The organism is Rhizobium sp. L43, from assembly GCF_002531725.1.
Classification (GTDB): domain Bacteria; phylum Pseudomonadota; class Alphaproteobacteria; order Rhizobiales; family Rhizobiaceae; genus Rhizobium.
This window is the reverse complement of sequence record NZ_NWSQ01000023.1, coordinates 54,128-80,284: the sequence shown is the minus strand read 5'-3', so window position 1 is coordinate 80,284 and position 26,157 is coordinate 54,128. Positions and strand designations below refer to the sequence as shown.

The following is a 26,157-nucleotide window of genomic DNA, read 5'->3' as shown; positions in this document are numbered from 1 at the left end:
GCATTCCTATTCAAGATCGATCACGACGATTTCCGGCGGTACGCCGAAGCGCACCGGTGCAATGGAGCAGCCGAGCCCGCCGGACACGATGATATTACGCCCCTCCTCGACAATATGGCCATAGGCGTAGCGGTTGCCGTACCGCGAGGGGACGATCGGCGAACGGCCGAGGAAGCGGATTTGTCCGCCATGCGTGTGGCCCGACAGCGTCAGCGACACGCGCTCGGGCACGCGCGGAAAGATATCGGGCTCATGGGCGAGCAGGATGACCGGCGCATCGTCTGTCACTTGGGCCATGGTTCCATCGAGATCGTCGAGGCCGAGCATCTGCGTGCGACCCCACTTCCGGCCCGGCAGCAGCGCCAGCTGATCTTCAAGGCCTGCGAGCCAGAAGCCGCGGCCGTCCTTTTCAAGCCGAACGGCGCGGTTGCCATAGACCGGGATTCCGACGTCGGCGAGGGCCCGGTGTCCGAAGGTTTCCATTCCGCCGTTCTTCTGTGCAGTCCGATCCTCCCACCAATCGTGGTTGCCCATGATCGCATGGACGCCGAGCGGGGCTTGCAGGGTGGCGAGCGCTTTCGACCATTGGCTCGAATGCACATATTGCGTGACCATGTTCATGCCGGCGGCATAATCGCCGAGCAGGACGGTGACATCGCCTTCGAGTTCGTTGGCCCGGTGGCAGATCGCGGCAATGCGGCTTGCCGACATCCACGGTTCGCAGGCATGGAGATCAGCGAGCGCGACAACGCGGAGCTTCAGCCCCGGTGTCCATCCCGGCGGCGTCAGCCGGTAGCGAGCGACGGCAAGACGCGCCAGCGGCTCATAGGCGAAGGCGTAACCGCCGAGCGCCATGACGCCGGTGATACCGCCGCCAAGAACCTTGAAAAATCCGCGGCGGGTGATCACTCAGTTGTCCTCCTGGAACAGCCGGAACTGCGCAGCCTCCATATCCTTAGGCGGTTGCATTCCCAGATGTTTCCACGCGATTGCGGTCAGAACACGGCCGCGTGGCGTGCGCTGAATGAAACCCTGCTGGATCATGTAGGGCTCGATGATGTCTTCGATCGCGTCGCGCGGTTCGGAAAGGCCGGCGGCAATGGTCTCGATGCCAACCGGGCCGCCGCCGAAATTGACGGCGATCATGTTGAGGTAGCGTTTGTCGAGCTGGTCGAAACCGACATTGTCGACCAGCAGGCGGGTCAACGCCTCGTCGGCAATCTCGCGGGTGACGGCTTCGGCCCTTGCCACCTCGGCGAAGTCGCGCACGCGCCGCAACAGCCGGCCGGCGATGCGCGGGGTGCCGCGGGCGCGCCTTGCAATCTCGCGGGCGCCTTCCTCGGTCATCGCAAGGTTCATCAGCCGCGCGCCGCGGCGCACGATCAGCTCCAGCTCCTCGACAGTGTAGAAGCTCAGGCGCACCGGGATGCCGAAGCGGTCGCGCAGCGGCGTCGTCAACAGGCCGAGGCGGGTGGTGGCCGCCACCAGGGTGAATTTCGACAGGTCGATCTTCACCGAGCGCGCGGCGGGGCCTTCGCCGATGATCAGGTCGAGCTGGAAATCTTCCATGGCCGGATAGAGGATTTCCTCGACAGCCGGATTGAGGCGATGGATCTCGTCGATGAAGAGCACGTCACGCTCCTCGAGATTGGTGAGCAGGGCGGCAAGATCGCCGGCCTTGGCAATGACAGGGCCTGATGTCGAGCGGAAGTTGACGCCGAGCTCCTTCGCCATGATTTGCGCCAGCGTCGTCTTGCCGAGGCCGGGCGGGCCGACGAAAAGCACATGGTCCAGCGCCTCGCCGCGGTTTTTCGCCGCCTCGATGAAGACCTTGAGATTGGCGCGCGCTTCCGCCTGGCCGGTGAATTCGTCCAGCGATTGCGGGCGCAATGTGAGATCGAGATCTTCGCCCCGCTTTTCCGGTGATATCAGGCGGGCGGGTTCGCTCATGCTCTCATTCCGTTTTGAAACCTGTCACACCAATACACCAAAAGACGGCCGTCTCGACATCCAATCATCGGTTTTTCAGCCCTTCAACGTGCCAGTTCCTTCAACCCTAGCCGGATCAGCTTGGCGCTATCCGCGCCATCGCCGGCCGTCTTCATCGCCGCGGCAACGGCATTCGCCGCCTGGTCTCTGGTGTAGCCGAGGTTTGTCAGTGCGGAAACCGCGTCGGCAACTGGTGCGGCCGCGACACCTTCGCCAAGTTCCTGTTTGAGGCCGATATTGATCGCTTCCCCAGCAAAGGCCGGCGCCCGGTTCTTAAGCTCGGTGACGAGGCGCATTGCCACTTTCGGGCCGACGCCCGGCGCGCGGGAGACGGCGGCGCGGTCCTGCAGGGCGATCGCATTGGCGAGTTCGCCCGGCGTCAATGTCGAGAGCACGGCAAGCGCCACCTTGGCGCCGACGCCCTGGACGCTCTGGAGCAGGTTGAACCATTCCCGCTCCAAGGCGGTCATGAAGCCGAAGAGCTTGAGCTGATCCTCGCGCACATAAGTCTCGATGAACAGCACGCAGGCCTCGCCGGCCGAGCCGAGCTTGGACAGGGTGCGGGCCGAGCAATGGGCGACGTAGCAGACGCCGTGCACATCGACGAGCACATAGTCTTCGCCGATCTCGTCTATGGTGCCTTTCAGCTTGCCGATCATGGGGCGCGGTCTCTCAAGAGTGCGTTTCGGGAGAAATGATGTCCAATTCCGGGAAATAAGAGCGGTAGCGCGCGCCATCGCGCGTCAGAAGGCGGTGCGATCGAACGAGGGCGTGCGCACCGATAAAAAAATCCGGCAGGGTGCGCTCGCGCAAGCCACCGCTCCTCCGGTACTGCGCATGCGCCATGCCGGCCCGGTAGGCGGCGGAAAACGGCAGGGCCTCGCGGATCAAGTTTAACCGCGACAGCACAAATGTAAGGGTTTCCTCGCGCGGGGTCATGCTTGCCAGCTCCGCCCAAACGACAGGTGTCATGATGAATTGCGAATCCGCACGCAATGCACTCAACGCCCGCGCGGACCATTCCCTGAAAGGATTATCCGGCCCGAAGACATCGATGAAAATGTTCGTATCAACGAGGACCGAGGTCATCACGTGGTCCCCTCAACCATTCCATGAATTCATCGGTCGTCATGCCGCTGGTGTCGAGGGTCCCGCTCATGCTGCCGAGCCAGGATTCAAAATCGTCCTGCGACGGCTCTATCCTGCTGGATAGAACAACCAGGCGTGCACCCCTTTCATCGGCAACGAAATCCACCTCGGATCCCGGTCCGATCTTCAAGCGGTCCCGGATGTCCTTGGGAATCGTCACCTGGCCTTTTTCCGTCACGCGCATGGTAATACCTCTGAGGTATTACTTATCATCGAATGGGAACAAGTCAAGAACAGATTAGCCGGCCAGCGCCTGGCGCATCCGGTTGCTGCCGCGATTATGCGCATGGCAGATGGCGATCGCCAGGGCGTCGGCGGCGTCGTCACCCTTGAATTCGACTTTCGGCATCAGGATCTTCAACATCATGTGGATCTGGTGTTTTTCGCCGTGGCCGACGCCGATGACGGCCTTCTTCACGGCGTTCGGGGCATATTCGGAGACCGGCAAGCCGGCGCGGGCCGGCACCAGCATGGCGATACCGCGGGCCTGGCCGAGCTTCAGCGTCGCCACTGCATCCTTGTTGACGAAAGTCTGTTCGACGGCGGCTTCATCCGGCTTATAGCTGTGAACGACCTCCGCCAATCCGTCATGCAGCTGGCAGAGGCGGGAGGCGAGGTCCATGTCTCCATCGGAGGTCACCGTTCCGGAGGCGACAAATCGGAGGGAATTGCCCAGCGTGTCGATAATTCCCCAGCCGGTGCGGCGCAGTCCGGGATCGATGCCGACGATGCGAATCGTATTTTGCATGGTTCAACCTATAGCGCTTGCGAAATAACTGCCACCGATATGTGAACAAAACAAAAACACTCATGGATTTAGGCCGCGCCATTTACCGCGAATTAAAACAGATGCCTGAAATCTAGTCGTCAATACGAGAGGGGCTTCTTTTCGCAAAGATTAAGCCCCCGATGTTCTGTTTACAGGTCAGTGATCAGGCATGCGCTGTGTGCCGAGGCTGGCAGACGCGTTCAGAGGGGTTCGTAGTACATGGCACAGAGATTTCAATCCCTGTCCTTCAAGGTCATTGCCACATTCATTCTGCTGACCATGCTGTCGATCGCGGTGATCGACGTGCTTGGCTATTTCGCCAGCAGCCGGATCTCCGACGAGCAGGCGCTGAAGGCCAAGGAAAGCGTGCTGATCTTTCGCGGCGACATGCTGCAGGACCAGCTGACGCAGCTCGAAAACCAGGCGAATTCCATCGCGCGCATCGAAGCGCTGCAAATGTCGATCACCAGCCTGAAAAGCGGCTGGAAGACCATCGAGAAGACCTCGGGCGATGCCCGCGCCGAACTGAAGAAGGTTTTCATATCGGGCAATCCCAACCCGGCCGACCAGCGCGAGAAACTGATGAAGCCGGAAGGGCCGAGCGGCTTTTATTATTCGAACCACGAGAAGACACAGGGCGAAGTCGCCCGCGACCTCGAGGATACCGCCTTCAGCGACCTGCTGATCGCCGATCTCGACGGTACGGTCCTCTATTCCTACAAGAAGGAGGACGACTTCGCCGAGAACCTGAAGTCGGACGCCTGGAAGGCGACCGGCGCCGGCATCGCTTTTGCCAAGGCGATCGAGAATACCGCCAAGGCGACCGATGATGCCGCGCCGACAGGTTTTTCCGGCCTTCGCGTCGATGTTGGCAGCAGCAAGCCGGCGATCTTCTATGCCGTGCCGATCATCAAGCTCGGGGCGGCCAAGGGCATCATCCTTTTCAAGGTGCGCGACGAGATCGTCACCGGCATCCTCGCCAAGGGCATTGTCCAGGGCAGCACGGCGCGGGCGGCGATCGTCTCCGGCGATGGGTCCGCTATCGGTCTCGATGCGGCCGGTAAGCTTGCGATGCTCGATGCGACGCCTTTCACCTTCATCCAGAGCGCGCTTGCCAGTTCGGCGATGACGGTTGCCGATTTCAGCCGGGCAGACGGCGCGGCCCGCGCCTATGTCCGCGGCATCGATTATCGCGGCGACCGCTTCCTCGTGGTCGAGAGCGTGCTCCTCAGCGAACTCAATGCCGGCTCGATCGAGATCGCCACGCTGCTGACGATGATCGGCATCGGCGTGCTCGTCGTCATGGCGGTCGCGACCGGGCTTGTCACCAATTTCCTGTTTTCGCCGCTCGCACGGCTTGCCGGCGTCACCCGTGATGTTGCCGACGGCAAGCTCGACAGCGAGATCGGCAGCCTGAACCGCAAGGACGAGATCGGCACGATGGCCAACGCGCTCGCCCGCTTCCGGCAGTCGCTGATCGAAAGCCGAGAGCTCGAAACGGCCAGCGAACAGACGCGCCTGCAGGCCGAGCACGACCGCCAGCAGAATCTGGCCGAGCGCGAGGCCGAGGCGAAGACGCTGCAGCAGGTGGTCGAGGCGATCGATGAGGGCCTGCATCATCTTGCGAGCGGCGATCTCGCCTATCAGATCGATACCCGCTTCCCCAACGAACTCGAAAGCCTGCGCATCAATTTCAACGAGGCACTCGCGACGCTGAGCGAAACCATGACTGCAATCGGCGGCAACTCGATGGCGGTGCGCGCCGGCTCCGAGGAGATGCGGACCGGCGCCGACGAACTTGCCGGGCGCACCGAGCGCCAGGCGGGCTCCATCACCGAGACGGCGAATGCGATCAGCGCCATCACCCAGTCCGTCCGCCGGCAGATCGAGCGGGCCGAACAGGCCGAGCGCATCGCCCGCGACGCCAAGAAGGAGACGACCGGCTCCGGCCAGATCATGCAGGAGACGATCGCCGCGATGGAGGCGATCCAGACCTCTTCGCGCCAGATCAACACGATCATCTCGGTTATCGACGACATCGCTTTCCAGACCAACCTGCTGGCGCTCAATGCCGGCGTCGAGGCGGCGCGCGCCGGTGAATCGGGCAAGGGTTTTGCCGTCGTCGCCATGGAAGTGCGCGAACTGGCCCAGCGCTCGTCGAGTGCCGCCAAGGAGATTTCCAGCCTGCTGCAGAAATCGACGCATGAGGTCGAAAGCGGCGTGGCGCTTGTGGAAAAGGCCGGCGTTGCGCTGACCGGCATCGGCGCCCATGTCGAGGCGATCAACGGACAGATCACCGAGATCATGGGTGCGACCCGCGAGGAGGCGAATACGCTGCGTGAGATCAACAGCGCCGTCGCCGAACTCGATGCGATGACGCAGCAGAACGCCTCGATGGTCGAGGAGACGACGGAAGCGATCCACCGGCTGGCGACGGAAGCTTTGGAAATGGACCGCCAGCTCGGCAATTTCACACTGCCGCAGGGCCTCCACCAGCCGAGCGCCGAGGTGCATGTGCTGCGCCGTCACCGCTAAGCCGTGGCTTCTGACCTTTGGCAAGGGTCGCGTTCGCGCGGCCCTTTTTGTTGCGTCCATGGTTTGGAATGGCAGCGGCGGCAACCTACATAGACGGCATCCTTCAAACCGCCCGGCAGGTTTCCCATGGTTCCCTTCTCCATACTCGACCTCTCCCCCATTGCCGAAGGCAGCAGTGTCCGGCAGTCTCTCGATAGCTCGGCACGGATGGCTGGGAAGGCCGAGGAATTCGGCTACAAGCGCTTCTGGCTCGCCGAGCATCACGGCATGCCGGGGATCGCCAGCGCCGCGACATCAGTGGTCATCGGTCATGTCGGGGCCGCGACAACACGCATCCGCATCGGCTCCGGCGGCATCATGCTGCCCAATCATTCGCCGCTCGTCATCGCCGAGCAGTTCGGCACGCTGGAGGCGCTCTTCCCCGGCCGTGTCGATCTCGGCCTCGGGCGGGCGCCGGGAACCGATATGCGCACGGCACAGGCGCTGCGGCGCAACCTCGAAGCCGGCGCCAATAGCTTCCCGAACGATGTGGTGGAATTGCAGCAGCTGCTCGGCACGCCGGTCGAGAACCAGGCGATCCTCGCGGTTCCAGGCAATGGCTCGCATATTCCGATCTGGCTGCTCGGCTCCAGCCTGTACAGCGCCCAGCTTGCCGCCATGCTCGGGCTTCCCTATGCCTTCGCCTCACATTTCGCGCCCGACATGCTGCTCGATGCGATCGCGATCTACCGCGACCGCTTCCAGCCCTCGGCGACGCTCGACAAGCCCTATGTCATGGTCGGCGTCATGGGCGCGGTGGCGACAACGGACGAGGAAGCGCGCTACCATTTTACCTCCGCCGAGCAGCAGTTCGTCAACCTGCGCCGTAATGTCCGTGGCCCGTTCCCCCGCCCGGTGGCCGATATGGAAAATTTCTGGTCGCCGATGGAGAAGATGAATGTCGAACACACGCTGCGTTACGCCGTGGTGGGGTCGCCGCAGACGGCGGAGGCGAAATTGACGGCGTTTCTGAAGGAAACGCAGGCCGACGAGGTGATCATCTCGATGCCGATCCACGACATCGAGGCGCGGCTGAGGTCGGTGGAACTGTTCGCGGGGCTGGGAAATTTCATGCGGGCCGCCGCATAGGGTTTCGCAGCCGGTACTCCGGCCGAAGATTCATCTTCCACAGACAAAAAACCCGGCGTCACAGCCGGGTTTTCGATTGATGATTGCCTGAACTATCAGGCCGAGAGCTTCGCCAGCACTTCTTCCGAAACCTCGAAGTTCGAATAGACGTTCTGCACGTCGTCATCGTCTTCCAGGCTATCGATGAGCTTCATCAGCGACTGCGCCTTTTCCTCGTCCACCGGAACGTTGTTCTGGGCGCGCCAGACTGCCTTGACGGTTTCGGCTTCGCCGAGGCTTGATTCCAGGGCTTTCGATACTTCGCCGAGGGTTTCGAAGCCGCAGGTGATGTAGTGGCCGTCCTCGTCGGTCTCGACATCGTCGGCGCCGGCTTCGATTGCGGCTTCCATCATTTTGTCGGCGTCGCCGGCTGAAAGCTTGTAGGTAATTTCGCCGACATGGTCGAAGGAGAAGGACACGGAACCGGTTTCGCCAAGCGCGCCGCCGGCCTTGGTGAAGATCGAGCGGACGTTGGAGGCGGTGCGATTGCGGTTGTCGGTCAGGGCCTCGACGATGATCGCCGTGCCGCCCGGGCCATAACCCTCGTAGCGGACTTCATCGTAGTTTTCGCCGTCGGCGCCGGCTGCCTTCTTGATGGCGCGATCGATATTATCCTTCGGCATGGACTGGGCCTTGGCATTCTGAATCGCCAGGCGAAGGCGGGCGTTCATCGTCGGGTCGGGCAGGCCGGCCTTGGCGGCAACGGTGATTTCGCGCGCAAGCTTGGAGAACATTTTCGACCGCACGGCATCCTGACGGCCTTTGCGGTGCATGATGTTTTTAAACTGTGAATGGCCAGCCATGGCACCCCTGTTCACGTCTCATTGTTCGGAATGGGCCGCCTTATAAGAGCGAAACGGCACCCGTTCAAGGAAAAAGCGGTGGATTTGCCACACGATGCGCGGGCCTGCCGCCCGTCTCAGTCAACCGTCAACCGCCTACGGCTGGCGAAGAAACCATGTCCGTCCCGGCGTCGGCAACGCAGCCCCTCAGTGCCGGAGGTGCAGGAATAGGGGCCACCCCTCCAGGTCTCGCCATAGTCGAGAATATGTTCCTCGCTGCAGCAGGCGGTATCGCCGACCATCTAGAAGATAGTGGCCTTGCCGCTCGCCGACAGGATGAGGCGGACGTAGAGCGGCTCTTTTCGCTCGCAGGCAAGCTCCGGACCGCCGTCTTCGGGAACGTACATTTCGACGCCGCCCTTTGGCGTATAGACACAGCCGATATTCCTTGTGGGCGCGACGAAGACGACCTGGCCATTCTGGTCGGGCTTGAAGGTCTTTTCTGCCGCAAGGTCTGTCGGCGCAAAGGCTGCACAAAAAATCAAAGTCAGAATCGCATGTTTTGGCCGCATGGTGATCCTTTCTCGGTCAGGCGCACTATCGCATATTCCCGCACGCTGAAAAGACGACGTCGCCCGCTGCTTCTGCGGGGAACAAAGGCGAGGGGATGGCGTTTCAACCGAACCCCATCCAATGGAAAGGAACGGTCATGGCAAGTCTCAGCGATGCGCAGGAACAGCCAGCACGTCAGCTCTGGGATCAGGTCAACGATGTTCATGCCGGCATGCTTGGGATTTCCGGGCTGGACATGCACATGCAGCCGATGGCGCCGCATGCCGATCCCACCACCAACACGATCTGGTTCTATACCAAGACCGATGCCGATATCGTGCGCGCCATCAAGCCCGGCAGCCGCGCGCATTTCTGCGTCATCGGCAAGGATCACGACTATCACGCCTGCCTTGCCGGTGTGATCGACGTGCGTCCTGACCCTTCTAAGATCGAGGAGTATTGGAGTTCAATCATTGCTGCCTGGTATGACGGCGGCAAGAAGGATCCTAAGCTCACCATGCTTTCCCTGCATGTCGACGATGCCGAGATCTGGGTTTCCACAGGCAACGCACTGAAATTCGGCTGGGAGATCGCCAAGGCCAATCTCGATGACGACAAGATGCCGGATGTCGGCATCAAGCGTCACCTGCAGTTCGCCTGACGAGCAAAGGCCGGAAAAAGCAGCCGGCCTTTCTATTGCACACCCTTCAGCACATAGATCAGCGGCTTTTTCGGCAGCGTGCGCATGGAGACGGTGATGCTGTCATCGGGCGCATTGGCGATATCGAAATCCTTGCCGAACATCGAAACGAAGGCGTCGACCGGCGGGCCGCGCCGGTGCATCGGCAAGATCAACGACGAGCGTAGCCGCTTGATGACGCGGCTCATGCTGTCGGCGCCCATGGTCAGGCCGCCATCGACCGGGACCATCACGACATCGAGGCGGCCGATCTCGGTGTAATGGGCATCCGTCAGCTCATAGTGCAAGTGACCGAGATGGCCGATGCAGAGGCCGGCGATTTCGAAAATGAAGATGGAATTGCCGTTCTCCTGCGAACCGCCGAGGCCATAGCTGAAGCGGATATCTGTCGGGACGTTGCGGATATAGGCATCGCCAATGACGAGTTTGATCTCGGCCTTCTCGCCTGGAACATCGCTCCAGCCATGAAGGACATGCTTGATTTCAGGATCGGGCGCCAAGGTGAAATGGCTCGTATGCGCCTTGTTCATGGTCACGACGTCGGGCATCGTTGCCGGCCTGTACCAGCCGTTATAGTCTGTCGCGATGACGATGCCGCCGGGGGTTTCGATCTCGAAGGTGGAATGGCCGAGGAAGGTGAGTTTGACGTCTTCGCCTTCCGAGACGGCCGGCGTCAACGGTGCCGTGCCGGAAAAGCTTGCGAAGGTTACCTTCGGGACATTCTGCGCGATCGCCTGGCACTGGCTGACGGGTGTTCGATGTTCCTCCGCTCCGGCAGGAGCTGGCGCGGCGAAGGCCGCAAGGCATGCGATAGCGAGAACAAGATATTGCGGCTTCATGCCACCCTCCGGCGCTCCATCACTTCGAATTGGCGGCGGGAGGATGCGGCATGAGGTCGCAGTGGTCCAGGCCAGGGGTGCTCACAATTGTGTGTTGCGCGTGGATTACCGCCAGAACTCCGGCACCGTTTCGGCAAGCCGCGGTCCGAGACGGAGCGGAGCGATCCTTTCAGCCAATCCCGTTCTATCGGAAATCTCGACGCCGACGCCGCAGATCGTAGCGGGGCCGTTTGCTGCTTCCATGCGGCCCTTCGGCATTTTGGAGATGAAGCGATTGAGCGGCTCTTCCTTGTCCATGCCGAGTGAAGAGTCGTAATCGCCGCACATGCCGGCATCCGACATATAGGCGGTGCCGCCATTCAGGATCTGTGCATCGGCCGTCGGCACATGCGTGTGGGTACCGACGACGAAACTGGCGCGGCCGTCGACGAAATGGCCGAAGCACTGCTTCTCGCTGGTCGCCTCTGCATGGAAATCGAAGATGATCGCATCGGCCTGCTCCTTGAGCGGGCAGGCGGCGAGGATCACTTCCGCCGATTTGAAGGGGTCGTCGAGTTCGGGATGCATGAAGACCCGGCCCATGACGTTGGCGACGAGCACACGCGCGCCGTTCCGGGCATAGAACAGGCCGGAGCCGCGGCCGGGCGTGCCTTGCGGATAGTTGGCCGGCCTCAGGAATTGATCGTGCCGCCCGGCAAAAGCGACCGCTTCCTTCTGGTCCCAGACGTGATTGCCCGTCGTCACTACGTCGGCGCCGGCATTAATCGTCTCCAGAAAAATGTCTTCGGTGATGCCGAAGCCGCCGGCGGCATTCTCGCCGTTGACGACGACGAAATCGAGCCTGAGGTCGGAGATCAGGCCGGGGAGGCGATCCCAGACCGCCGTGCGTCCCGTCTTGCCGACCATGTCACCCAGAAAAAGCAGCCGCATTCCCTATCCAATCCAAGAGGCAAAAAAGCGAAGGCCGCTTTCTGTCAGGATGGCATCCAGGCTTATGTCGTGCGGCTCAGCGGGCACATGTGCCACTTCCTGGCAGTCGAATGCAATGCCGATCAGCTTCGGATGCAGGCCTTTTTGCCTTAGCCGGCTGATGGCGCGGTCATAATGGCCGGCGCCGTAGCCGATGCGGTGGCCGCTGATATCGAAGGCCGAAAGCGGCACCAGCATGATCTCGGGATCGAGAATGGCGGCATTCGCGCCGGGGCCGACCGTGCCGAAACCGGTATCGACAAGCGGCGCACCCTCCGCCAGTTCGCGAAAGACGATGGTCTGCCGGTCGAGGATCGCCGGTACGCAAAGCCGCGCACCGCGCACGGCAAAACGCGCCATCAGCGGCCTGAGATCGGCCTCTGAACGGATCGGCAGGAAGCCGGAGACGATCGTGCCCAGCGTAAAACCGACGGCTTCGCCGGCATGATCAGCCATCGCTAGACTTTTGGCGGCGCGTTTCTCGGCCGGGATGGCGTCGCGTGCGGACAGGCGTTCGTTGCGCAGCTGCGCTTTCAATTCTTTAGCGGTCATTCGATCTGCCGGATATGGGAAAGTTCGACCGAGCATAGACGGCCGGATGCGCGATGCAAATGCCGGATGCGACAGTGCCGCGCGTGTTTCACGCCCTTTTCGCCAGATGTGGCTGAAGGTCAGACGACGATACTTGTCGGAATTGTCGCGGTGGCGCTGAAGAAACCCGCCATATCAGGAACGGCGTTGGCTCCCGCCTGCCGGTTCTGCTGCCGCAGGTCGTGCATCGCCTTTTCGAGCAGTTGCTTGAGTTCGCGCACGACCGCCTTGAACTCCTCCATCGTTTCTCGATCATCAGCCGAGATGTTCGAGAATTTCGAGGCGTCCTCGGCGACGCTCTGATAGGCGTTGCGGGCGCTGGTGGCGGCGTCCGGTTCCTGCGAGCCGGTTGCAGTGGTTCCGGTTTCTCCTGAAGTATCCGTCAGCGCAGCATCGGCCCCGCTCGTTGCGGTCGCCGTTGCATCCGAGGTCGCATCTGCCGGGGCGACGGCTGCCGAGCTCCCGGTCGCCACCGATGATGCGAACTCGGAGGCGGCGGTGCCGACCTTGCGTGCCAGTTCTGCGGCCAGCCGGGCAACCACTTCAGGCGGCATGTTGGAACTGCGCAGCATCTCCAACTGCTGCTGTGCCTCTTCGAGCTTGCGTTGCGCCTTCGTCTTGTCCTCGTCTTCCGAGCTCGCCAGCGTCTGCCGCATCTGTTGCAGCGCCTGGGCAGTGCGCTGCAGTTTCAGCACATCCTGATCGGTCTCGTCTCTCGTGGCGGATATGGCCGTTGCCGAAGACGCGCCGCGCAAGATGATGGAGGCAGACGTGGTTGCGATCTGCATGGACAATATCCCGACAGCTCGGGCCCCGATTGCAATTCAGGTGCATCCTGCAAAATCAGACTTGCGTGGACCTGTGTCTCGGGGATGCCGGCAGTGCCGCGGCCAGCCGCCGCATCGTCTCTTGGAATAGCGGGGTTCCGCCCGGCTCCCAGCCGAGCACGCGGATTTTCGCTGTGCTCATGGGATTGAGCGCCATCCTATCGCCGGGCGGCGGCGGCGCGTGTCGACAGCCCGTTTCGCGGCGGATGGCTGAAAGGATATCACTCGTGTCGACCGCGATGTCTGAGACGTTGAAAATCTCGCCGGAGATGCGGTTGCTTTCCGTCTCCAGCATCAGCCGTACCGCCCGCCCGAGGTCGCGGCCGTGAACTTCCGTTCCCACACGTGACGCAATCGGCCGGCCGGCGAGGTAATCGGCGATCAGGCCGTCCCATTTGTTGGGCGAGAGATCGCCATAGATGCCGGTCGCCCGCAGGCTCACGCCGGCAAAACCCGGCGTGGAGAGGTGGGCAAGCGCTCGCTCGGCATCGAGCTTGACCTGGCCGTAGAGTGTTTCGGGCTTGGCCAGCATCGTCTCCGTCAGCTCGCTTCCCCCGGGATGTTCGCCGTAGGCGGCGCGGCTGGACAGGAAGACGCAGCGGCGCGTGCCGGCGCGTTTGGCAGCTTCGAAAAGCCGGACGGTGCCGTCGAGATTCAGCCTCTGGAAGGTTTTGGGATCGTCGCCCTCGCCGCCGCGGTATTTGCCCGGGATATGGCTGAAGGCGGCGTGGACGAAAAAATACGCGTCGTCGAAAATGTCGATCTGATCCTTGTCGGGATCAAGCGAAAGGGCTGCGAACTCGACCGGGCGGGAGAAGAGGCGCGGATGCGGCGCACGGCGTCCGCCGACGATCACCTGATAGCCGGCGGCCAGCAGTTCTTCGACGACATACCGGCCGACGAGACCCGTTCCGCCAGATACCAGTACCTTCATGCTGCCCCTTCCGGATTGTTCAGCGCCGCGATCTCGGGCACGTCGCCGCCATCGTGGAGACGGTGCCATAAATCGATCAAGGGTTGTAGTCGCGCTGCCTTGGGATGATCTTTTTCCCACGGTTTTTCATACTGGTAATGCAGGATCGAAATGCTCTTCCAGTCCCAAAGCTCCGGCATGGTGAACCATACATATTGCAGCATGTTGAAATAAACAGGCAGGCCGTGCCAATCCGGGAAGAACGTCTCGAGAAAGGTCTGATCGGTGCGCCGCCAGAAAATGTCTCCTCTGTCGAGCCTTTCGAGCATGTGCCGGAATGTGTCATGCGAAGGCGTGGCGACGAAGACGCCGGAATTCATGCGGCGGAAGTCGGCGAGACTTTCATAGACATTGGGGGCGGCGGAAAATTCCGGATAGAGGAACAGCCTATCGACATTCTTCAGCACGAGGGCGTCGGCGTCGATGAAGACGCAGCGCTCGTATTCGACGAGCTGCCACAGCCTGAGCTTGCAGAAATTGTCGAGCGGCGAATGGAAATCCGGCTTGCGGCCCTTGGTGAAGGGGGCGGCCGAGTGAAGCTGGCCGCGGGCATGGCGCTCGTTGAAGGCGGCAGACAGCGGCAGGTGCTCGACCTCGATCAGGCGGCAGGCGAGGATCTTGAGCGGGGCGAGGGCGGCCGCATCGACGCCGCCGGTGTGGAGGATGACGATGTCGGCGCTGGTGCCGGTGCGGCGCAGGGAGTGGGCGAGGGCGGTGGCGCCCATGGCGTAGTCGGCATTGGTGACGAGGGTGACGTAGGCAAGGTTTGAGGTAGAGGTCATCGTAGCCGACCACCTCCTCGCCATCCCTCATTCCTGTGCTTGTCACAGGAATCCAGCCACGGCGCGTCGGCGCCGTGAATAACTCTCCTGCGCCCAAAGACTTGGGCGCGCTGGATTCCTGTGACAAGCACAGGAATGAGGGGGAGATCGTTGGACTGGCAGGGTTTCAACAATAAGACACCGTTCACGAAACCGACTTCAGCCGCTTGCCTTCCGGATCGTGATTGATCGTCGCGGCGATGTCCTTGGTCCAGGCGGAGACGGCTGGAACGCGCGAGCGGTCGACGCGATAGGCGAATTTTTTCGCGACGTCGACGATCTCGCCGAGCAGGCCTGTTTCCAGCGTGATCGGTTCGAGGCCGAGATTGCGGAACTTTTCGTTCTGGACGATCAACTCGTTCTCGGCGGCTTCCTTGCGCGGGTTGGGCAGCCAGGCGATGTCGGCGCCGCTCATCCTGGCGATCATCTGGGCGAGGTCGCGCACCCGGTGGGTTTCCGTCATCTGGTTGAAGATCTCGACGCGCGCGCCGCGGGCCGGCGGGTTTTTCAGCGCCAGCTCGATGCAGCGCACCGAATCCTGGATATGGATGAAGGCGCGGGTCTGGCCGCCGGTGCCGTGCACCGTCAGCGGATAGCCGATTGCCGCCTGGATGAGGAAACGGTTCAGCACCGTGCCGTAATCGCCGTCGTAATCGAAACGGTTGATGAGCTGCGCGTGGCGGCGCGTCTGCTCGGTATGCGTGCCCCAGACGATGCCCTGGTGCAGGTCGGTGATCCTGAGCCCGTCGTTCTTGGCGTAGAACTGGAAGAGAAGCTGATCCAGGCACTTGGTCATGTGGTAGATCGAGCCGGGATTGGAGGGATAGAGGATCTCCTGGCTGACCGTCTCGCCGGCTGGCGTTTCGATGCCGACCGGCAGGTAGCCTTCGGGGATGGCCGCGCCGACCGTGGAATAGCCGTAGACGCCCATGGTGCCGAGATGGATGAGATGGGCGTCGAGATTGAGCTCGGTCAACGCGTTCAAGAGGTTGTGCGTGGCGCTGACATTGTTGTTGACGGTGTAGTTCTTGTGGCGGTCGCTTTTCATCGAATAGGGCGCGGCCCGCTGCTCGGCGAAATGGATGACAGCATCCGGGCGGTGTTCGGAAAGCCAGTTCTTCAAGAGTTCGTAGTCCCTGGCGAGATCGATCAGATTGAAGTGGATGCGGCGTCCGGTTTCGGCATGCCAGATGCGGGTGCGCTCCTGGATCGAATCCATCGGCGTCAGCGACTGAACGCCGAGTTCGGTGTCGATCCAGCGGCGCGAGAGATTGTCGAGGATATGGACGTCGTGACCGGCATCGGAGAGATGCAGCGATGTCGGCCAACCAATGAAACCGTCTCCGCCCATAACCGCAATCTTCATCGCATCGTCTCCTGATCGGTTCGTTCGTTATCGGGAATAGTTAGGAATTATGACAATCATTCAATGCCTGTCTGCCGGGGCCTGCCTGCCGGGCATTCAATGCTTGCCTGCCGGGAAGCGTTGCGCCAAAGAGGGCACCGAAGTTTGGAGAAAATTATGACGGAACGCCCTTTTTCCATTTCGGGAGAGCTGACGGAGGCCGGACACCGCCTCGTCCAGCGGGTCTATTATGAAGACACGGATTTCTCCGGCCTGGTCTATCACGCCCGCTACCTGCATTTCCTCGAGCGCGGCCGCACCGACTATCTGCGCTGCCTCGGCGTCGAACAGCGCGAGCTCGTCAGCGCCGATGAGGAAGGCCTGGTCTTCGTCGTCCACCGCATGGAGATCGACTTTAAGAGCCCGGCGCGCATGGACGATGTGCTGACGATCCTGACGCATACGGAGAAGGCTGGCGGCGCCAAGATGGTGCTCAATCAGCAGATCCGTTCGGGCGAGACGCTGCTGATCGCCGCCAAGGTGATCATCGCCGTCATCAACGCCCGGGGGCGGCCGCGGCGGCTGCCGGAAACTCTGGCGGCGAAATTCCTGGAAGGCAGCACGCCGCTATAGCGGCGAATAGCCTGGAGTTCAGGCTTGTCAAAACTTGAGTTATATGTGAAGGAATTCCCGCGCCGCAGGATGAGCGCTCGGGCAGCCGGATCTTGCTCCGGTCAAGTAATCCATGGAACGAAACCTTCCAAATACAGGCTTACTGTCACAATCCAGCACTAACGATCTATTAACCATAATAGTGTCTTACTGGGAAAGTCGGAGTTTGTGCGGTGCACGCCTTCCTTTGACCAAATTTGACGGCAAGAAGGCGGAAGATGAGCTTGGAAGCTTGACCAGGGCTTTAGGCGGCGGTCGCCGGACACTTCTTGCGAGATCATTTTGTGCCGCCCGGTCCAGCACCGGGCGTTTGGATTCGGGGATTTTGGATCAATGGAACAAGTAGGATTGGCAGCAGCAACGACGGACGTCAGCCTCTGGTCGCTTTTCATGCAGGCCGGCATCGTCGTCAAGCTCGTGATGCTCGGGCTCATCGCAGCCTCGGTGTGGACCTGGGCGATCGTCATCGACAAATACCTGGCCTATGGCCGAGCACGGCGCCAGTTCGACAAGTTCGAGCAGGTCTTCTGGTCGGGCCAGTCGCTGGAAGAGCTTTACCGCTCGCTGTCGGAGCGCAACAATACCGGGCTGGCGGCGATCTTCGTGGCCGCCATGCGCGAGTGGAAGAAATCCTTCGAGCGCGGCGCCCGCTCGCCGATCGGCCTGCAGATGCGTATCGACCGGGCGATGGACGTGACGCTGTCACGTGAATCGGAATTTCTCGGCGCTCGGCTCGGGTCACTGGCAACGATCGGTTCGGCCGGCCCGTTCATCGGTCTTTTCGGCACGGTCGTCGGCATCATGACCTCGTTCCAGGCGATCGCCGGTTCGAAGTCGACCAACCTTGCGGTTGTCGCGCCCGGTATCGCCGAAGCGCTGCTTGCCACCGCGATCGGCCTTGTTGCCGCTATCCCGGCGGTTATCGCCTACAACAAGTTCTCTGCCGATGCCGGCAAGCTCTCGGGCCGCATGGAAGGCTTCGCGGACGAATTCTCCGCCATACTTTCGCGCCAGATCGACGAGAAACTGCAGCCGCGCGCTGCCGCTCAGTAACCAACGGAGTATTCTGACATGGGTATGGCTGTTGGAGGCAATGGCGGCGGGGGCGGCGGACGCCGCCGTCGCGGCGGTCGGAACAGGGCTGTGATTTCCGAAATCAACGTGACGCCGCTGGTCGACGTCATGCTGGTGCTGTTGATCATCTTCATGGTCGCAGCACCGATGATGACCGTCGGCGTGCCGATCGACCTGCCGGAAACGCAGGCCAAGGCGCTGAATTCCGAGACGCAGCCGATCACCATCTCCGTCAAGCACGACGGCGAAGTGTTCCTGCAGGAGACGCCGATCCCGGCCGCTGAGATCGCCGCTAAGCTCGAGGCGATCGCCACGACCGGCTATAACGAACGGATATTCGTGCGCGGCGACGCAACGGCGCCTTACGGCGTCATCGCCGACGTCATGGCCCGTATCCAGGGTGCAGGCTTCAAGAATATCGGCCTCGTGACGCAGCAGAAAAAGGACCAATAGCGTTCAAGATGAAGACCAGCGTCGTCACATCTGCTGTTCTGCATTGCCTGGTGCTCACCTGGGCGATGGTGTCTCTGAGCGCGCCGGAATCCTTCAAGGTGGAGGATTTCGAGGCGATGCCGGTCGATCTGGTGCCGGTGGAATCCATCACCCAGATGCAGCAAGGCGACAAGAAGGCTCCGAAGAAGGAGACTTCTGCGCCGGTGCCGACGACGCGGCCGCCGATCGCGCAACCGGCCGAGAATGCCGGCGACAACAATGTCGACCTGAAGACGCCGCCGGTCCCGAACGCCAAGCCGAGCAATAGTGAAGCCGCGGCGGCGAATTCGAGCGATAAGCCGCTGCCGACGATCGATCCCAAGCCGAACGACGTCAAGGAAGTCAACAAGGAAGAGACCGAGGTCGAGCAGCCGAAGGAAGTGGCTTCCATTCCGCCGCCGAAGCCCGTCGAAGTGACGCCGCCGAAGCCGGAGGAAAAGCCGCCGGAAGAGCAGGCCAAGCCGGAAGAGCCGCCGAAGCCGGACGCCGAGGCGCTGCCGGACAAGGTACCGACACCGGTCGTCAAGCCGCAGGTAAAGCCGCCGGAGCCCCAAAAAGCTGTCGAGAAGCCGCCTGAGAAGCCTGCGGACGAACCCAAGGCTGCCGAAAAACCGACGGACAAGAAGAAGGCCGACAAGAAGCAGGAAGTGGCGAAATCGGCCTCGACGATGAAGAGCGATTTCAATGCCGATGAGATTTCGGCTCTGCTGAACAAGACCGATCCTTCCGCCGGCGGCGCCAAGCGCTCGACGCAGGAGGCCTCGCTGGGGAACAAGAAGAGCAACAGCGGAACCAAACTCAGCCAGAGCGAGGAGGATGCTGTAAAGGGCCAGATTTCCAGCAACTGGAGTGTTGTTTCAGGGCTAGCAGGTGCTAGCGAAGTGCAGCTTAAGGTTCGTTTTCAACTCGATCAAGCTGGGAATGTGGTTGGCGATCCAGAGGTCATTGCGACAGGTGGGCCGGATTCGACACGTCAAGCTCTTAAGAGCAGCGTTTATCGCGCTGTCATGAAATCATCTCCTCTCAAGAACTTGCCGGCAGATAAGTATGAAGGCGAGAACGGCTGGAACGAAATGCTTCTTACCTTCGACGCAAGCGATTTTGGAATCTAGATGCTGAGCTTATGCCATTTTTGCGCGCAATTATCCATGCGGCCCCTTACACGATGTTTCCAAAAGACAAATACGATGCCTGGAAGGAAGTCATTTTGAACTTCGACGCCAGCCAACTGAACCTATAAAGTGCTGAAAGGCTTGTTTGACATGGTCAAGTGTTCCCTCATCCGCGCCCTGATGGTCGTCGCCGGCCTGGTCGGGGCCGCAGCCTTTACGACTCCGGCGAACGCTCTTGTCGAGCTCAATATCAACAAGGGTAATATCCAGCCGCTGCCGATCGCGGTGACGGACTTCCTGCAAGGTGATATGGGCGCGCAGGTCTCGCAGGTCATTGCTGCCGACCTGCAGCGATCCGGTCTGTTTGCACCGATCAATAAGACGGCCTTCATCGAGAAGATCTCCAATCCGGACGCTGCACCGCGCTTCGAAGACTGGAAGGTCATCAATGCTCAGGCTTTGGTGACTGGCCGCGTTACCCAGGAGGCTGATGGCCGACTTCGCGCCGAATTCCGCCTCTGGGATACCTTTGCCGGACAGCAGATGTCTGGTCAGCAATTCTATACGCAGCCGGAGAACTGGCGGCGTGTGGCGCACATCATCGCCGATGCGATCTACAAGCAGATCACTGGTGAGGAAGGCTATTTCGACACCCGTGTCGTTTTCGTCTCCGAATCCGGCACCAAGCAGCAGCGCAAGCGCCAGCTGGCGATCATGGATCAGGACGGCTTTAACGTGCGCATGCTGACTGACGGCAGCGATCTCGTGCTGACGCCGCGCTTCTCTCCGAGCCGGCAGGAAGTCACCTACATGTCCTTTGCCAACCAACAGCCGCGGGTCTATCTGCTGCAGCTCGAAACCGGGCAGCGCGAGGTCGTCGGCAATTTTCCTGGAATGACCTTCTCGCCGCGCTTTTCGCCGGATGGGCAGAAGGTGATCATGAGCCTGCAGCAGGATGCCAATTCCAACATCTATACGATGGACCTGCGCTCGCGCACGACAACACGCCTGACCTCGACGGCGGCGATCGACACTTCGCCTTCCTATTCCCCCGACGGCGCGCGTGTCAGCTTCGAAAGCGACCGCGGCGGAAAGCCGCAGATCTACGTGATGAACGCCGATGGTTCCGGCCAGACGCGTATTTCCTTCGGCGACGGCTCCTATTCGACGCCGGTCTGGTCGCCGCGCGGCGATCTCATCGCCTTCACCAAGCAGGCCGGCGGCAAGTTCTCGATCGGCGTGATGAAGCCGGATGGTTCGGGCGAGCGCATCCTGACGACCGGCTTCCACAATGAGGGCCCGACCTGGGCGCCGAACGGCCGCGTGCTGATGTTCTTCCGCCAGGCGGCGGGGTCGGGCGGTCCGCAGCTCTATTCGATCGATCTGACCGGTTACAACGAGCAGCTCGTGAAGACGCCGAGCTATGGTTCCGACCCGGCTTGGTCGCCGCTGATGGAATAGCAGGCGCGGCAATGCCTTCATGTCGCCCCAAAGTCATGAAAACCGGGCGACTACGGGACAAATCAGTAAATTGTTAACCATAGTCATTGAGGGGCGGTTAACCGAGTGCGGTTACTGTCTGGAAACCCTGAAATCGCAAGGAGACCCGGCCATGAGCCGAATTCACACCCCGGCAATGAGCCGCATGCAGAATTTCGCCCGCAACCCCGTCATGATCGCGCTGATCGCCGGTCTCGCTCTCGCGAGCTGCGCCAAGAAGCCGCCGAACAGCGCCGGTGATCTCGGCCTCGGCGGCGCCGGTGCAGGTGGTGCCGCTACGCCGGGCTCGGCCCAGGACTTCACGGTCAATGTCGGCGACCGCATCTTCTTCGATACCGACTCCTCGTCGATCCGTGCCGATGCCTCGCAGACGCTCGACCGTCAGGCCCAGTGGCTCGCCCGCTACCCGAACTACCAGATCACCGTCGAAGGCCATGCCGACGAACGCGGTACGCGTGAATACAACCTCGCGCTCGGCGCCCGCCGTGCGGCTGCCGCCAAGGATTATCTCGCTTCGCGCGGCGTTCCGGCGCAGCGCCTGAAGACGATTTCCTACGGCAAGGAACGTCCGGTCGCCGTCTGCGACGATATTTCCTGCTGGTCGCAGAACCGCCGCGCGGTCACGGTTCTCGGCGGCGCCGGCATGTAATTTGCCGATACAGTTCGCTTTCGGAAGGCGGTCCCTGCAGGGGCCGCCTTTTCTTTTTGACCACACTTTGGCCAGACTCCGTTGCTTTTTGAAAGCAATTGGAAAAATCTCCTGTTCGTGCCATCGAGGTGCGAAGAATCACTGGGACAGGACGATACATATGAAGAAACTTGTCGTGGCAGGCATGCTGTGCCTCGCGGCTGTGACCGGGAGCGAACGGGCGGCCTATTCCGCCTCGTTCTTTGGGCTGCATCTCGGCGAGCGATCCACGGAAAACCAGGCGGCGCCGCCTGTCGTCAAAGTGCAGAGCGGCGACGCCGAGGTCCGCGTGCAGCAGCTCGAAGAGCAGTTGCGACAGCTGAACGGGCGGATCGAGGAGATGAGCTTTCAGCTGCTGCAGATGCAGGAGACGATCCGCAAGCAGCAGGAAGACAATGAATTCCGCTTCCAGCAGCTTGAAAAGACGGGTTCCGGCGGCGGCGGTGCCAAGGCTCCCGTCAAGAAGAGCGAGACCGATCCCGCTCCGGCAGCTTCGGGCGGCGACGATATCGCCAAGGTGATCCAAGCGCCGCAGGGAGCCGAAACGGGTCCCTCCGCCGGCGTGGCTGAGAATAGCGGCCTCGGCCAGCCGCCGAAAGAGCTCGGCTCGATCGATTTCGATCAGAACGGCAATCCGATCGGCGGAACTGTCGACGATAATGCCACAATCGGTTCCGGGCCGATTCCCGATGCCAACCCCAAAGCGCCGCAGCAGACCGCCTCGCTCGGCGGTGAGGCGGACCAGTACAAGGCCGCCTATGGCCACGTCTTGTCCGGCGATTACAGCACGGCCGAACAGGAATTCACGCAGTACATCACCCGCTACCCGAGCAGCGCGCGGGCGGCGGACGCCAATTTCTGGCTTGGCGAAGCGCTCTATTCGCAGGGCAAGTATAATGAGGCGGCCAAAACCTTCCTCAATGCGCACCAGAAATACGGTACCTCCGAAAAGGCGCCGGAAATGCTGTTGAAGCTTGGCATGTCGCTTGCCGCTCTCGACAACAAGGAGACGGCCTGCGCGACGTTGCGCGAAGTCTCGAAGCGTTATCCGAAGGCTTCGCGTGCCGTCATCAGCAAGGTTGCGAGCGAGCAGAAGCGCCTCGCCTGCTAAGGTCTTCCGGCATGTCACCGGAAGCCCCGTCGCCGCAACAGGCGACCCTCCAGTTTCTTAACTCGCTTCAAAGCCCCGCGCGCATCCTCGTCGCGATCTCGGGCGGCAGCGATTCGACCGGCCTGCTTCTCCTTCTCGATGAAGCCGTGAAGGCCGCGCCCCATCTCAAGATTTCCCTATGCGCTGCAACCGTCGACCATGCGTTGCGCGCCGGTTCCGCAGACGAGGCGCGAGACGTCGCAGCCCTCTGCGCATCGCGCGGCATTCCCCACACCACCCTGGTCTGGCAGGGCGACAAGCCGAAAACCGGCATCATGGCTGCGGCCCGCGAGGCGCGCTATGCCCTTCTGGCCGAGGCAGCGAAAGCATTCGACGCCGATCTCATCGTCACCGGCCACACATTCGATGACCAGCGCGAAACACTTGCCATGCTCGGCATGCGGACAGAGCAGGTTTCGACGGGTATTGCCGATGCGGTGCTCTTCGACCGACGTTTCTGGATTTTACGGCCGCTTCTTTTTTCCACCCGGGCAGATGTCCGCGCTTTCCTGAGAGAGCGAGGCGCGGGGTGGATCGACGATCCCAGCAACGAGGACATGAAGTATGAGCGCGTGCGGACGCGCCGGCTGCTTTCGGCCGATACATCGGCGCAGAAGGATATTCGTGCGGCCTGGGCGGAGCGGTTGGCTCTGTCGTCCGGCGGCGCCGAATGGCTCGATCGCCATTTCAGGCTTCACCGCGGTCTGCTCGGGCAAGTGATGCCTGATGGGCTGCGGCAGGATCGGGCCGTCCTCGATTATGCGCTTGGGCGCCTGACGGCTGTTTTCGGCGGACAGCCGTTTGCGCCGGGGAGGGCGCATATGGAGCGTATCCTTGCATTCGCCACCGGCAGCGAACCGGGACGGATGACCGCCGGCAGAGTGGTTTTCGATTTCAGGCGTGACGGGCTTTATCTCACGCGCGAGAGCCGGGGGATGGTGCCGCTGGTATTGCAGCCGGGAGAGGCCGGGGTTTGGGATGGAAGGTTTTATGCGTGGAATGGATCGACCGTTTCAATTGAAGTCGAGGCGGCTGCAACATGCGCTCCCTCATTCCTGTGCTTGTCACAGGAATCCAGCGCGCCCAAGTCCTTGGGCGCGAAAGACCCTTCACGCTTTATTGAGTCAATCACCGCGCGCGGTGGCTGGATTCCTGTGACGAGCACAGGAATGAGGGAGGATCATATTGAGCGCCTTCCCAAGGCGGCATGGAAGCGCGCCGTCGCCTCCGCGCCGGCTTTAACCGCCGAAGGAGCCCCTTTATCCGAGGAATCCGTCCGTAGGGTCGACCTCACGCCCTATTTCGCACCCTTCGACCGCTTTTTGACACGATTTGATTTCATCTTTGCCAACAGGCTTTCGGCGGTTTTCGCGATGGCGCCCTATGCGAGGCCGCCTTTAAGAAGTATTGACGGAAAAACCATCTGACCTGGGGGATCGCCTTGGCAATCGCACGGCGCAACCCTATGTTAGAGAAGAATAAGACGGTCGCCATGAGGCGGCTGTTCCAGTGCTGGGGAGTTCAATGAACCCTAACTTACGTAATTTCGCCTTGTGGGCGATCATAGCGCTTCTGCTGATCGCCCTTTTCAGTATGTTCCAGACGGCGCCGGCGCAGACGGGCTCCCGCGAAATCCCTTATTCGCAGTTTCTGCGTGAGGTCGATGCGGGCCGCGTGAAGGAAGTCGTGGTCACGGGCAACCGTGTCTCCGGGAGCTATGTTGAAAATGGCACCACCTTTCAGACTTATTCGCCTGTGATCGACGACAGCCTGCTCGATCGCCTGCAGTCGAAGAACGTTCTGGTTTCCGCCCGTCCTGAAACGGACGGCTCTTCGGGTTTCCTCAGCTATCTCGGCACGCTTTTGCCGATGCTTCTGATTCTCGGCGTCTGGCTGTTCTTCATGCGGCAGATGCAGGGCGGCTCACGCGGCGCGATGGGCTTCGGCAAGTCCAAGGCCAAGCTGCTCACCGAAGCGCATGGCCGCGTGACCTTCGAAGACGTCGCCGGCGTCGACGAGGCCAAGCAGGATCTCGAGGAAATCGTCGAATTCCTGCGTGATCCGCAGAAGTTCCAGCGTCTCGGCGGCAAGATCCCGCGCGGCGTGCTGCTCGTCGGTCCTCCGGGCACCGGCAAGACGCTGCTTGCCCGCTCGGTTGCCGGCGAAGCCAACGTGCCCTTCTTCACCATTTCAGGTTCGGACTTCGTCGAAATGTTCGTCGGCGTCGGCGCCAGCCGCGTGCGCGATATGTTCGAGCAGGCGAAAAAGAATGCGCCCTGCATCATCTTCATCGACGAAATCGATGCGGTCGGCCGTCATCGCGGCGCCGGTCTCGGCGGCGGCAACGACGAACGTGAGCAGACGCTGAACCAGTTGCTGGTCGAAATGGACGGCTTCGAGGCGAATGAAGGCGTCATCCTGATCGCCGCCACCAACCGTCCCGACGTGCTCGACCCAGCACTGCTGCGTCCCGGCCGTTTCGACCGTCAGGTCGTCGTGCCGAACCCCGATATCGTCGGCCGCGAGCGCATCCTCAAGGTGCACGCCCGCAACGTTCCGCTGGCGCCGAATGTCGATCTCAAGATTCTCGCCCGCGGCACGCCCGGTTTTTCCGGCGCCGACCTGATGAACCTCGTCAACGAAGCCGCCCTGATGGCCGCCCGCCGCAACAAGCGCGTCGTCACCATGCAGGAATTCGAAGACGCCAAGGACAAGATCATGATGGGCGCCGAGCGCCGTTCCTCGGCGATGACCGAGGCGGAAAAGAAGCTCACCGCTTACCATGAGGCCGGTCACGCCATCACCGCGCTCAATGTCGCCGTCGCCGATCCGTTGCACAAGGCGACGATCATTCCGCGCGGCCGTGCACTCGGCATGGTCATGCAGCTTCCCGAGGGCGACCGCTACTCGATGAGCTACAAGTGGATGGTCTCGCGCCTCTGCATCATGATGGGCGGCCGCGTCGCCGAAGAGCTGACCTTCGGCAAGGAGAACATCACTTCAGGTGCCTCCTCCGACATCGAGCAGGCGACCAAGCTTGCCCGCGCCATGGTCACGCAATGGGGCTTCTCCGATCAGCTCGGTCAGGTCGCCTATGGCGAGAACCAGCAGGAAGTCTTCCTCGGCCACTCGGTTTCGCAGTCGAAGAATGTTTCGGAAGCAACCGCGCAGAAGATCGACAATGAAGTGCGCCGCCTGATCGACGAAGCCTATACCCAGGCCCGCACGATCCTGACGGAAAAGCACGACGAATTCGTCGCCCTTGCCGAAGGTCTGCTCGAATACGAGACGCTGACCGGCGAAGAGATCAAGGCGCTGATCCGCGGCGAGAAGCCGTCCCGCGATCTCGGCGATGATTCGCCGCCAAGCCGCGGCTCGGCGGTTCCGAAGGCCGGCGCACGGCCTGCAACCAAGGGCGACGAGCCCGAAGGCGGCCTCGAACCGCAGCCGCATTGAACCGG

Annotated in this window: 28 protein-coding genes; 12 read left to right on the top strand and 16 right to left on the bottom strand. The window is 61.5% G+C overall.

Annotation, left to right across the window (positions count from 1 at the left end):
- Positions 1 to 6: 6 nt before the first annotated feature.
- The 6 genes from CO667_RS26215 to ruvC all read right to left on the bottom strand — a co-directional run bounded on the left by CO667_RS26215 (position 7) and on the right by ruvC (position 3,886).
- Positions 7 to 909: a metallophosphoesterase gene (locus tag CO667_RS26215; protein WP_097621202.1), complete on the bottom strand. Its 903-nt coding sequence runs from the start codon at positions 907 to 909 to the stop codon at positions 7 to 9.
- Positions 910 to 1,950, bottom strand: coding sequence for a Holliday junction branch migration DNA helicase RuvB (ruvB, locus tag CO667_RS26210; RefSeq protein WP_097621201.1), 1,041 nt, complete (start codon positions 1,948 to 1,950; stop codon positions 910 to 912).
- Positions 1,951 to 2,033: 83 nt separating this feature from the next.
- On the bottom strand, positions 2,034 to 2,648 hold the full coding sequence (ruvA, locus tag CO667_RS26205) for a Holliday junction branch migration protein RuvA (RefSeq protein WP_097621200.1): 615 nt from the start codon (positions 2,646 to 2,648) through the stop codon (positions 2,034 to 2,036).
- 13 nt (positions 2,649 to 2,661) lie between these two features.
- Positions 2,662 to 3,078: a type II toxin-antitoxin system VapC family toxin gene (locus CO667_RS26200; RefSeq protein ID WP_097621199.1), complete on the bottom strand. Its 417-nt coding sequence runs from the start codon at positions 3,076 to 3,078 to the stop codon at positions 2,662 to 2,664.
- Positions 3,059 to 3,322, bottom strand: a complete 264-nt coding sequence (locus CO667_RS26195; RefSeq protein ID WP_097621198.1) for an AbrB/MazE/SpoVT family DNA-binding domain-containing protein — start codon at positions 3,320 to 3,322, stop codon at positions 3,059 to 3,061. Before CO667_RS26195 ends, CO667_RS26200 begins: the two co-directional genes overlap by 20 nt.
- Positions 3,323 to 3,376: 54 nt before the next feature.
- Positions 3,377 to 3,886, bottom strand: coding sequence for a crossover junction endodeoxyribonuclease RuvC (gene ruvC, locus CO667_RS26190; protein WP_097615001.1), 510 nt, complete (start codon positions 3,884 to 3,886; stop codon positions 3,377 to 3,379).
- Between the two features lie 240 nt (positions 3,887 to 4,126).
- On the opposite strand from ruvC, the gene CO667_RS26185 reads away from it, so the two are divergent.
- Positions 4,127 to 6,442 carry a methyl-accepting chemotaxis protein gene (locus CO667_RS26185; protein WP_097621197.1) on the top strand — a complete coding sequence of 772 codons (2,316 nt, stop codon included), beginning with the start codon at positions 4,127 to 4,129 and terminating at the stop codon, positions 6,440 to 6,442.
- Between the two features lie 126 nt (positions 6,443 to 6,568).
- A complete protein-coding gene (locus CO667_RS26180; protein WP_097621196.1) occupies positions 6,569 to 7,570 on the top strand; it encodes an LLM class flavin-dependent oxidoreductase in 1,002 nt (333 codons plus the stop codon).
- A 95-nt stretch (positions 7,571 to 7,665) separates the two neighbouring features.
- Here CO667_RS26180 and CO667_RS26175 read toward each other — a convergent pair whose 3' ends face one another.
- The 3 genes from CO667_RS26175 to CO667_RS35985 form a co-directional block, all read right to left on the bottom strand.
- Positions 7,666 to 8,412: a YebC/PmpR family DNA-binding transcriptional regulator gene (locus tag CO667_RS26175; RefSeq protein ID WP_097621195.1), complete on the bottom strand. Its 747-nt coding sequence runs from the start codon at positions 8,410 to 8,412 to the stop codon at positions 7,666 to 7,668.
- Positions 8,413 to 8,528: 116 nt separating this feature from the next.
- On the bottom strand, positions 8,529 to 8,693 hold the full coding sequence (locus CO667_RS36390) for a DUF6636 domain-containing protein (RefSeq protein ID WP_348627815.1): 165 nt from the start codon (positions 8,691 to 8,693) through the stop codon (positions 8,529 to 8,531).
- Positions 8,694 to 8,963 (bottom strand): hypothetical protein, encoded by a 270-nt coding sequence (locus CO667_RS35985; protein WP_245433295.1) that lies wholly within the window; start codon positions 8,961 to 8,963, stop codon positions 8,694 to 8,696. It abuts the gene before it with no gap.
- 137 nt (positions 8,964 to 9,100) lie between these two features.
- Between CO667_RS35985 and CO667_RS26165 the strand changes: the two genes are divergently transcribed.
- Positions 9,101 to 9,604 carry a pyridoxamine 5'-phosphate oxidase family protein gene (locus tag CO667_RS26165; protein WP_097621194.1) on the top strand — a complete coding sequence of 168 codons (504 nt, stop codon included), beginning with the start codon at positions 9,101 to 9,103 and terminating at the stop codon, positions 9,602 to 9,604.
- A gap of 32 nt (positions 9,605 to 9,636) precedes the next feature.
- Here CO667_RS26165 and CO667_RS26160 read toward each other — a convergent pair whose 3' ends face one another.
- The 7 genes from CO667_RS26160 to CO667_RS26130 form a co-directional block, all read right to left on the bottom strand.
- Positions 9,637 to 10,482 (bottom strand): MBL fold metallo-hydrolase, encoded by an 846-nt coding sequence (locus tag CO667_RS26160; protein WP_097621193.1) that lies wholly within the window; start codon positions 10,480 to 10,482, stop codon positions 9,637 to 9,639.
- A gap of 105 nt (positions 10,483 to 10,587) precedes the next feature.
- On the bottom strand, positions 10,588 to 11,412 hold the full coding sequence (locus CO667_RS26155; RefSeq protein WP_097621192.1) for a TIGR00282 family metallophosphoesterase: 825 nt from the start codon (positions 11,410 to 11,412) through the stop codon (positions 10,588 to 10,590).
- Between the two features lie 3 nt (positions 11,413 to 11,415).
- A complete protein-coding gene (locus tag CO667_RS26150) occupies positions 11,416 to 12,003 on the bottom strand; it encodes a 5-formyltetrahydrofolate cyclo-ligase (protein ID WP_097621191.1) in 588 nt (195 codons plus the stop codon).
- A gap of 119 nt (positions 12,004 to 12,122) precedes the next feature.
- Positions 12,123 to 12,830 (bottom strand): hypothetical protein, encoded by a 708-nt coding sequence (locus tag CO667_RS26145; protein WP_097621190.1) that lies wholly within the window; start codon positions 12,828 to 12,830, stop codon positions 12,123 to 12,125.
- Between the two features lie 55 nt (positions 12,831 to 12,885).
- Entirely contained in the window at positions 12,886 to 13,803 is a 918-nt protein-coding gene (locus CO667_RS26140) for an NAD(P)-dependent oxidoreductase (protein WP_097621189.1), read from the bottom strand.
- Positions 13,800 to 14,624, bottom strand: a complete 825-nt coding sequence (locus tag CO667_RS26135) for a glycosyltransferase (RefSeq protein ID WP_097621188.1) — start codon at positions 14,622 to 14,624, stop codon at positions 13,800 to 13,802. Before CO667_RS26135 ends, CO667_RS26140 begins: the two co-directional genes overlap by 4 nt.
- A 184-nt stretch (positions 14,625 to 14,808) precedes the next feature.
- Positions 14,809 to 16,029, bottom strand: coding sequence for an NAD-dependent epimerase/dehydratase family protein (locus CO667_RS26130; protein WP_097621187.1), 1,221 nt, complete (start codon positions 16,027 to 16,029; stop codon positions 14,809 to 14,811).
- A 156-nt stretch (positions 16,030 to 16,185) separates the two neighbouring features.
- Here CO667_RS26130 and ybgC point away from each other — a divergent pair, with 156 nt between their 5' ends.
- The 9 genes from ybgC (at position 16,186) to ftsH (ending at position 26,152) form a co-directional block, all read left to right on the top strand.
- On the top strand, positions 16,186 to 16,641 hold the full coding sequence (gene ybgC / locus CO667_RS26125) for a tol-pal system-associated acyl-CoA thioesterase (RefSeq protein ID WP_012485098.1): 456 nt from the start codon (positions 16,186 to 16,188) through the stop codon (positions 16,639 to 16,641).
- A gap of 372 nt (positions 16,642 to 17,013) precedes the next feature.
- Positions 17,014 to 17,733, top strand: coding sequence for a protein TolQ (tolQ, locus tag CO667_RS26120; RefSeq protein WP_003582115.1), 720 nt, complete (start codon positions 17,014 to 17,016; stop codon positions 17,731 to 17,733).
- Between the two features lie 18 nt (positions 17,734 to 17,751).
- Entirely contained in the window at positions 17,752 to 18,207 is a 456-nt protein-coding gene (gene tolR / locus CO667_RS26115; protein ID WP_097621186.1) for a protein TolR, read from the top strand.
- A gap of 8 nt (positions 18,208 to 18,215) precedes the next feature.
- Positions 18,216 to 19,358 carry a hypothetical protein gene (locus CO667_RS26110; protein ID WP_097621185.1) on the top strand — a complete coding sequence of 381 codons (1,143 nt, stop codon included), beginning with the start codon at positions 18,216 to 18,218 and terminating at the stop codon, positions 19,356 to 19,358.
- Positions 19,359 to 19,508: 150 nt separating this feature from the next.
- Positions 19,509 to 20,819, top strand: coding sequence for a Tol-Pal system beta propeller repeat protein TolB (tolB, locus tag CO667_RS26105; protein WP_097621229.1), 1,311 nt, complete (start codon positions 19,509 to 19,511; stop codon positions 20,817 to 20,819).
- A 151-nt stretch (positions 20,820 to 20,970) separates the two neighbouring features.
- Positions 20,971 to 21,507, top strand: coding sequence for a peptidoglycan-associated lipoprotein Pal (pal, locus tag CO667_RS26100; protein ID WP_097621184.1), 537 nt, complete (start codon positions 20,971 to 20,973; stop codon positions 21,505 to 21,507).
- A 160-nt stretch (positions 21,508 to 21,667) separates the two neighbouring features.
- Positions 21,668 to 22,657, top strand: coding sequence for a tol-pal system protein YbgF (gene ybgF / locus CO667_RS26095; RefSeq protein ID WP_097621183.1), 990 nt, complete (start codon positions 21,668 to 21,670; stop codon positions 22,655 to 22,657).
- 11 nt (positions 22,658 to 22,668) lie between these two features.
- Positions 22,669 to 24,123 carry a tRNA lysidine(34) synthetase TilS gene (gene tilS / locus CO667_RS26090; RefSeq protein WP_097621182.1) on the top strand — a complete coding sequence of 485 codons (1,455 nt, stop codon included), beginning with the start codon at positions 22,669 to 22,671 and terminating at the stop codon, positions 24,121 to 24,123.
- A 97-nt stretch (positions 24,124 to 24,220) separates the two neighbouring features.
- Positions 24,221 to 26,152 carry an ATP-dependent zinc metalloprotease FtsH gene (gene ftsH, locus CO667_RS26085; RefSeq protein ID WP_097621181.1) on the top strand — a complete coding sequence of 644 codons (1,932 nt, stop codon included), beginning with the start codon at positions 24,221 to 24,223 and terminating at the stop codon, positions 26,150 to 26,152.
- Positions 26,153 to 26,157: the final 5 nt, after the last annotated feature.